Source organism: Parvibaculum sp. (genome assembly GCF_039680535.1).
In the GTDB taxonomy this organism is placed as follows: Bacteria; Pseudomonadota; Alphaproteobacteria; order Parvibaculales; family Parvibaculaceae; genus Parvibaculum.
This window is the reverse complement of record NZ_JBDKSS010000004.1, coordinates 1-7846: the sequence shown is the minus strand read 5'-3', so window position 1 is coordinate 7846 and position 7846 is coordinate 1. Positions and strand designations below refer to the sequence as shown.

Sequence of the window (7846 nt, the reverse complement as noted above, 5' to 3'; positions counted from 1 at the left end):
ATGCGGGCTCCTTGCCGGCGGCGCCATCACGACATACATCACCAAATACAGCTGCTTTGCATTATGCCCCAAACGGCGGATAATGACAAGAGAGATTCCTCGATCGGAGCGCGGATAAACCGCCTCCGGGCGCCGGTTCGGGCTTGCCCCACGTCGCGGTTTCCCCTTATCATTCTCGGCTTGATCGCGCCCCGGCGCACGAACGACCTCGAACGGGACGGTGGGATGGACCCCGCGCACATTCGCAATTTCTCGATCATCGCCCATATCGACCACGGGAAATCCACCCTGGCCGACCGGCTGATTCAGCTCTGCGGCGGCCTCGAAGCCCGTGAAATGAAGGAACAGGTCCTCGACTCGATGGATATCGAGCGCGAGCGCGGGATCACGATCAAGGCCCAGACCGTCCGCCTCGACTACAAGGCGAAGAATGGCGAGATGTATGAGCTGAACCTCATCGATACGCCCGGCCATGTCGACTTCGCCTATGAGGTCAACCGTTCGCTTGCCGCCTGCGAGGGCTCGCTTCTCGTCGTCGATGCGAGCCAGGGCGTGGAAGCGCAGACGCTGGCGAATGTCTATCAGGCGCTCGAGGTGAACCACGAAGTCGTGCCGGTCCTGAACAAGATCGACCTGCCCGCCGCCGACCCTGAAAAGACGCGCCAGCAGATCGAGGACGTGATCGGCCTCGACGCCTCGGACGCGGTGGAAATTTCGGCGAAAAGCGGCATCGGCATTCCCGACGTGCTGGAAGCGATCGTCAACCGGCTTCCCGCACCCAAGGGCGATATCAAGGCGCCGCTGAAGGCGATGCTGGTCGATAGCTGGTATGACAGCTATCTCGGCGTCGTCGTGCTGGTGCGCGTCATCGATGGCGAGATGAAGAAGGGCCAGCGCGTGCTGATGATGGGCACGGGCGGCGTCTACACGCTCGAACAGGTCGGCATCTTCCGCCCGAAGCGCGAAAACGTCGCGAGCCTGACGCCGGGCGAGATCGGCTTCTTCACGGCCTCGATCAAGGAAGTGGCGGATACGCGCGTCGGCGACACCATCACCGAGGAGCGCCGGCAATGTGCTGCGCCGCTCGAGGGCTTCAAGCCTGCCCAGCCGGTCGTTTTCTGCGGCCTCTTCCCGGTCGATGCTTCCGAGTTCGAGGATCTGCGCGAGGCGATGGGCAAGCTGCGCCTCAACGATGCGAGCTTCGAATATGAGATGGAAACCTCTGCGGCGCTGGGCTTCGGCTTTCGCTGCGGCTTTCTGGGGCTTCTTCACCTCGAAATCATTCGCGAGCGCATCGAGCGCGAATTCAATATCGACCTCATCACGACCGCGCCTTCGGTCATCTATCATCTGCACATGACGGACGGGACGGTGCAGGAAATGCACAATCCGGCCGACATGCCGGACACGATGAAGATCGACCATATCGAAGAACCCTGGATCAAGGCGACGATCCTGGTGCCTGACGAATATCTGGGCTCCGTGCTGAAGCTCTGCGAGGACCGGCGCGGCCATCAGGTTGATCTCACCTATGCCGGTTCGCGCGCCATGCTCGTCTACCGCCTGCCGCTCAACGAAGTCGTGCTCGATTTCTACGACCGGCTGAAGTCTGTGAGCCGCGGCTATGCGAGCTTCGACTATCACATCGAAGGCTATGAAGAGGGCGACCTCGTCAAGATGACCATTCTCGTCAATGACGAGCTGGTCGACGCGCTCTCGACCATCGTGCATCGCAGCCGCGCCGAGCAGCGCGGTCGCGCCATGTGCGAGAAGCTGAAGGAACTGATCCCCAAGCACCTCTTCAAGATCCCGATCCAGGCGGCTATCGGCGGGCGCATCGTGGCGCGCGAAACGATCGCCGCCATGCGCAAGGACGTGACGGCCAAATGCTATGGCGGCGATATCAGCCGCAAGCGCAAGCTTCTGGACAAGCAGAAAGAGGGCAAGAAGAAGATGCGGCAGTTCGGCCGCGTCGACATCCCGCAGGACGCCTTCATCGCTGCACTGAAGATGGACGAGAACTGATCGTCCTCACAGGTGCCGGAATGTGAAAAAGCCGCTCCTTCATCGGGAGCGGCTTTTTTCTTTCGGGCTCTCAGCCGCGGGTGATGCGGATGAGGCCGGCAATGACGATGCCGACCACGCCGAGCACCGCCCATGCCGGATAGCTGAAGGCGGTATCGAGCGGGCCTGAAATGGCCCCCGCATGAGCCGTGACCCAGGTCAGGAACGCATCCAGCGACGCCTTGTCCAGCAACGCCCAGAGCTCGGCGAAGGAGCGGATTTCGACCTGCCCCGATTCGAGCGACCGCAAGGCATCCGAACCCAGCGCCATCAGCGCGAGCGTTATCAGGAGCAGTCCAATCAGTCGGAAAAGAACCATCTAAAGAGCCCCCCAGCTCCACGCGAAAGGTTGACCAATTCGGGCGAGAACGGTAGCGGCAAGCGCCGTCCCAAACAAGGACACTGATTATGGAGCGGATGCGCCAAATCCCTGCTGCCGCTGGTTGATTCAGCGTTCTTGTCTTGTATAGTGCCCGCCGCGAACGGCTGGTCCGCCAGTTCGATCCGGAGGGATGGCCGAGTGGCTGAAGGCGCACGCTTGGAAAGCGTGTTTGCGGGAAACCGTAACGTGGGTTCGAATCCCACTCCCTCCGCCAGCCCTTGTGCGGCAGAAATCCCATACTTTTCAGAAGCTTGTGGTTGATGGTCGGCGCCGCCGCGCCATGACCGCGCTTATCCTGCCGTGGGGAGTGACGACGACGCCCTCTCTCCGCTCACCTGCATGAGGTTTCGGCCATATGGACCCACGCATGCCGGTCCGGCGTTGCTGCGGCAGATTTGCATCGGGCAGGCGCGAATGTTGGTTAACGGGCCTGAGCCGTCCTCTCAGGACGTCTTGGCGACCCTGACCGAGCGGCGGGGGCGCAGATAGGCGGTCTCCGTCATGGTGATCGGCCCGGTAATGAAGTGGGCGATCGGGGAGACATAGCTATAGGTCACCTCGGCCATGATGACGCTCGAATTGGCGGTGGTGAGGCCGGTGGGCAGCGTGACTGAGGAATTCGCGGTGCGGGCGGTGGCGCCGCCATATGCGCTGCTCCAGCCGACGGTTGTGATATTGGAACTGTTTGCAACGACGCTCGTCAGCACGATCTTGATTTCCGTCGTGTCATAGGGCGTGAGAATTGCCGCGCTCGCCGCAAAGACGTCGGTGAGGTCCGAACTGCTGACGGAGATTTGCTGGGCGACAAGGTCTGCGGCCGTCTCAGCGACGTTCGCGACGCGGCGCGAGACGGTGAGCGCGTCCGACGTTTCCAGCGTGCCGAAATACAGGGTCAGCATGATCGGAAAGATCATCGCGAATTCGACGGCGGCAAGGCCCTGGCTATCCCGCCAGAACCGGCGCAGGCGCTCAGGCGCCTTTGCTGGCTCTGCTTGCTCTTTCTGCGAACGGACACTCATGGGCGCGGCCTTTACGATGTTCAGGAGCTGTAGGGTTCGTTGCGGAACGCCACGCTCGACTGGATAAGGCGCGAACTGCCTGTGTTATTCGCAAGGCCGGTCGGCAGCGGGCTCAGCACATTCCAGACATAAAAGGCGCGGACGAGAACGATGTCGCCCGCAGAGCCCATGTTGAACTGCAGCGTGGTAATGAGATTTCCATCGGGATCGACGGGCGTGGGGAATGCGACGCTCGAAAAGCTTGAATAGGTGCGGACGTCGATCTTCAGGTTGGTCGTGCAGTTCGAGACGAAGACGACTTCACCGCAGATCTTCTCGACGAGCTGTGCCGTCGTCATGTTGCCCGTCTGCGCCTGGCCGGTGCGGATGAGGCGGCCCACATCGTTCACCGCATTGTCGAGAGTGGCCGTGGTGAAAAAGACGATACCGCCCTCGATGATCGCAAAGAGAACCATGAAGAAGGGAATTGCGGTCAAGGCGAATTCGACGGCGACGCTTGCCTGATTGGCGCGCGCGAAGCGGCGCAGGAGTCCGGCTCTCTCGGTTTTGTCGCTTTGCGTCATCGCCAGATGCTCGCCCTGGATTTTCCCGGCACGTCACCGCGGTGCGTGCAGCATCGTCAGCCCGGCATGGATTGACCGACGCTTCCATGTTGGCGGCGGATTATTGATGTCTCGTTAACTTTCCATGCGCAAATGGAAGTATCGTCCCTGTGCGGTGCGGCCGACTGCCCTTTTTCCGGGGCGCGCTTTTCGTGGAGATGCCTAGAGTTGCAATCTGAAAGTTGATACCGCGTTAACCGCTGGCACCACATCATTGCCCCGCATTTCATACTGCCGGGCAAAGGTCATGCGGAACGAGACTTCAACTTCGACGCGTCGCGGACAGCGTACATCCTTCCTGCGCCACTTCATGTCGGATGCGCACGGCAGCTACGCGATCCTTTTCGCCCTCTCCATCATTCCCGTCCTGATTGCTATCGGCGCCGCCATCGATATTTCGCGCGCCTATGTTGTCAAGCAACGCATGACGAAGGCGCTCGACGCCGCTGGCCTTGCGGTCGCTGGAATGACGGGCCTGACGAACGCCCAGATTCAGACTACCGCGCAGAACTTCTTCAACGCCAATTACCCGTCGACCAAAATTGGCGTTCCCGGAACGCTGACGGTGACTTCGACGACATCGAAGGTCATGCTCTCGGCGTCGGCGTCGATGCCGACCGCGATCATGAGCATCGTCGGTATCGACACGATGAGCATCGCGGCCAACTCGGAAATCACGAAGCTCGGCAAGAAGCTCGAAGTGGCGCTTGTCTTCGACAATACCGGCTCAATGGCGCAGAGCAGCAAGCTCTCATCGCTCCAGACCGCGGCGAAGAGCTTTCTGACGGTCTTGCAGAATTCGGCTCCGAATGCAGGCGACGTCAAGGTCGCGATCGTTCCATTCACGACGGATGTCAACGTGGGCTCGACGAACAGCTCCGCGACCTGGCTAAAATGGAGCTGGACCTATCCGACCTACACCTGCACCAAGACGTGGAGCGGTACGACCTGCAGTTATGGTACGGCGACGAAGACAGTCAGCAAGACAGGCTGGAAGGGCTGCGTGACCGACCGCGATCAGAGCAACGACGTCTCCATAACGCCACCTTCGACCGGCACTTCCTCGACGCTATATCCGGCCGACGACGCGAACAGCAAGAATAACTATTGCAGTCTGCAGTCGCTGATGCCGCTGACCTATGACTGGACGGCGCTGACGAGCAAGGTCAACGCCATGACGGCCGGCGGTTCGACGAATACGACGATCGGACTTGTCTGGGGTTGGACCATGCTCACCCAGGGCATGCCGCTCTCGAGTGCCGCTGCGCCAGACCCCAAGAAGCTCAACAAGGTGCTGGTTTTTCTCACCGATGGTGACAACACCTATTACCGAGACGGCATGGATACCTGCGACGGGTTTAACCCATGTCCGGGCGCGGATACGCGCACCGCTCTTGTCTGCAGCGCTATCAAGAACGCTGGCATCCTGGTCTATACGATCCGCACGCTGGACGGCAACGCGACGCTTCTGTCCAATTGCTCATCGGGTGCCGGCTATTACTACGACGTATCGAGTGCGAGTCAGCTCGATTCGATCTTCACAGCGATCGCCACCTCGATCTCCAATCTGCGTATCAGCCAATAAAAAAGCGGCCCGCCGGTGAGGCGGGCCGCTTCTTTCATTCGCCGTCAGACCCGTCAGTTGGGCGTCGCGGCCGTATTCGTGCCGGCGCTTGCGGCGGCGCCGCTCGCGGCGCCCGCGAGGGCCGAAGACTGGTTGAGGGTCTTGGAGAAGGTATCGCTCGTATCGCTGGGGTTCAGCACCGGCTCGCAGCGCGGCGAGCAGCTGTAAGTGGACTGACCGGAGCCGCGAACCAGCGTCACGACATCGCCCGACTGAGCGACGACGTCGAGATCATATTGCGCGATCTGCTTGCCCTCCGAGTCGAGGGCGATGAAGTTGGTCTTGCCGTAGCTGCGGCCGAGCACATAGAGGGTTTGCGGATTCTGAACGAGGACGTCCGCGATGGCCGGGTTGCCGACCATGACAGTCGCGATCGGAGCCGGCAGGCGCAGTACTTTCTGCTCGTTAAGTTCCACCTTGAAGTTGGCGGCGTCGGCGCCACTCGAAAGGAAGCCCAGGGCGAGGGCGGTGCAGCCGGCGAACCGGCGAAGCTTGCGTGAGGTTGAAAGCATGGGATGGCCATCTCTTTCGGGCGGCGACCTGCTCGCCGCTATGTGACTCGAGCCTAAGGCCAAGGGGTGAACGATTTGTTGACCGTACCGGCGGCAGGCGTCTTTACCGCAGATTAAGGCGGCGACCTTAATTTCATGTTGCAATCGGAGGCTCAAATGTTCGGAACGGATCGCTCGGCCCAATCTTCCCCAGAGAACACGAGAAGCCTTCGCGGCATCCGTATCCTGGCCGATGTCGAACCAAGGGAACTCGCGCTCCTGTCGGCGGAATGCGATTGGCGCTCCTATGCGCGCAACGACATCATTTTCTCGGCGGGACAGGGTGGCACACGCGGCGATGTCGTCTTTGTCGTCTCCGGCGTTGTCCGTCTCGCGCGGCCGACAGGGCCGGCGGGCCGTATTTCCTATGTCGACGTCTTCGCCGGTGGCCAATTCGGCGAGACTGGCATCCTCGGCCTCGATGATGGCGATCTCACCGCGATCGCGCGCGAGGACACGCTGATTGCGCTGCTTCCGGAAGTGCGGTTCTCGGAACTTTTGAGCCGTCAGGAGTCGGTCTCGCGCGCTCTTCTGTTTCAGTATGCGAAGATGCTGCGCAATCGGGAGGCTGCCACCGGCGCCGCATCGGAGGCGCAGCCGGGAGCGACCGGTGCGCAGCGCGTCTACGCGGAGCTCCTCGCGCTGGCGGAGCCGCGCGCACAGGGCGACGCGCGAGGTGGCCTCATCGTGCCGCGTTTGCCGCGCCATCGCGAACTCGCGGATCGTCTTTCCACCACCGAAGAAGTCGTAGCGGGCGCCATTGCCGAGCTTGTCCGCCTCGAAATCGCCGAACGCGATTATCCGGGGCTCTGGATCAAGAACGAAGCGGCGCTGCGCCGCATCTGCGAATCTCGCTGAGGCGAGCCGACACCTTTCCCGCCAGTCGAAATCTGTTCAGCGCGCCGCGCATTATCGGCGCGCGGACTGCCCTTTGCGCCTCTATGCCATCGATTAACCAATGAGTAACCCTGATTCAAATGTCAGTGTTTGGGCTCCAGATCTGCAACGAATAGATTTTCTTCTTCGAGCAGACGAATACTATTGTATACGCGCTCAATACTATAAATAGCAGCAAAATATGCCGAATTTTAGGCAACTCGGACGCGATTGTTAGTACTCAGGTAATGAAGGCGGACTAGGCTCCTCATCAGCCCAAGAGCGGGCCATCTCCCGGCGGGGCTGAGGAGATTGATGCTGTCGAGAAGCCACATATGTGAAGGAGACTTGTAATGGGTCAGTTTCTGAAAGCTTTTGCGAAGAATGAATCCGGTGCGACCGCGATCGAATACGGCCTGATTGCCGCCGGTATCGCCGTTGCCATCGCCACGATCGTTACGTCGCTGGGTACCGATATCAGCGCGACGTTCACCAAGGTCGATACGGCGATCAAGGGCTAACTCGGAGTAACGGCGGCTAGCAGCCCTCTGCCACGTCCGCCGGTACCGAGCGTTTCTGAAAACCGCCAGATCCTGGCAACGGGATCTGGCGGTTTTATTTTTAACGCTTCGTTCACCAATGAAAGCCGCTGTTTACGCCAAATTTACGGCTCAGGTTCAAAATTCATGACGAACGGAAAAGTTGATCGGTAGAGGTCTTCCGATCCA

At 60.4% G+C, this 7846-nt stretch carries 8 protein-coding genes and 1 tRNA gene; 5 read left to right on the top strand and 4 right to left on the bottom strand.

Annotated elements, in window-relative coordinates; genetic code table 11:
• Window positions 1-225 precede the first annotated feature (225 nt).
• Window positions 226-2025: a translation elongation factor 4 gene (lepA, locus tag ABFC66_RS01150; protein ID WP_346739119.1), complete on the top strand. Its 1800-nt coding sequence runs from the start codon at window positions 226-228 to the stop codon at window positions 2023-2025.
• 70 nt (window positions 2026-2095) lie between these two features.
• Here the strand turns inward: lepA and ABFC66_RS01145 are convergent, their stop codons facing one another.
• Window positions 2096-2383: a hypothetical protein gene (locus tag ABFC66_RS01145; protein WP_346739118.1), complete on the bottom strand. Its 288-nt coding sequence runs from the start codon at window positions 2381-2383 to the stop codon at window positions 2096-2098.
• Window positions 2384-2570: 187 nt separating this feature from the next.
• On the opposite strand from ABFC66_RS01145, the gene ABFC66_RS01140 reads away from it, so the two are divergent.
• Window positions 2571-2660 (top strand) — tRNA-Ser (locus ABFC66_RS01140).
• Window positions 2661-2889: 229 nt separating this feature from the next.
• Here the strand turns inward: ABFC66_RS01140 and ABFC66_RS01135 are convergent.
• Both ABFC66_RS01135 and ABFC66_RS01130 read right to left on the bottom strand, forming a co-directional pair.
• On the bottom strand, window positions 2890-3465 hold the full coding sequence (locus ABFC66_RS01135) for a TadE/TadG family type IV pilus assembly protein (RefSeq protein WP_346739117.1): 576 nt from the start codon (window positions 3463-3465) through the stop codon (window positions 2890-2892).
• A gap of 20 nt (window positions 3466-3485) precedes the next feature.
• Window positions 3486-4028 (bottom strand): TadE/TadG family type IV pilus assembly protein, encoded by a 543-nt coding sequence (locus ABFC66_RS01130; protein WP_346739116.1) that lies wholly within the window; start codon window positions 4026-4028, stop codon window positions 3486-3488.
• Window positions 4029-4314: 286 nt separating this feature from the next.
• On the opposite strand from ABFC66_RS01130, the gene ABFC66_RS01125 reads away from it, so the two are divergent.
• Window positions 4315-5652 (top strand): pilus assembly protein, encoded by a 1338-nt coding sequence (locus tag ABFC66_RS01125; protein WP_346739115.1) that lies wholly within the window; start codon window positions 4315-4317, stop codon window positions 5650-5652.
• Between the two features lie 53 nt (window positions 5653-5705).
• Here ABFC66_RS01125 and ABFC66_RS01120 read toward each other — a convergent pair whose 3' ends face one another.
• Window positions 5706-6203, bottom strand: coding sequence for a pilus assembly protein N-terminal domain-containing protein (locus ABFC66_RS01120; RefSeq protein WP_346739114.1), 498 nt, complete (start codon window positions 6201-6203; stop codon window positions 5706-5708).
• Between the two features lie 156 nt (window positions 6204-6359).
• Between ABFC66_RS01120 and ABFC66_RS01115 the strand changes: the two genes are divergently transcribed.
• On the top strand, window positions 6360-7100 hold the full coding sequence (locus tag ABFC66_RS01115; RefSeq protein ID WP_346739113.1) for a cyclic nucleotide-binding domain-containing protein: 741 nt from the start codon (window positions 6360-6362) through the stop codon (window positions 7098-7100).
• A 371-nt stretch (window positions 7101-7471) separates the two neighbouring features.
• On the top strand, window positions 7472-7639 hold the full coding sequence (locus ABFC66_RS01110; protein ID WP_346739112.1) for a Flp family type IVb pilin: 168 nt from the start codon (window positions 7472-7474) through the stop codon (window positions 7637-7639).
• Window positions 7640-7846: the final 207 nt, after the last annotated feature.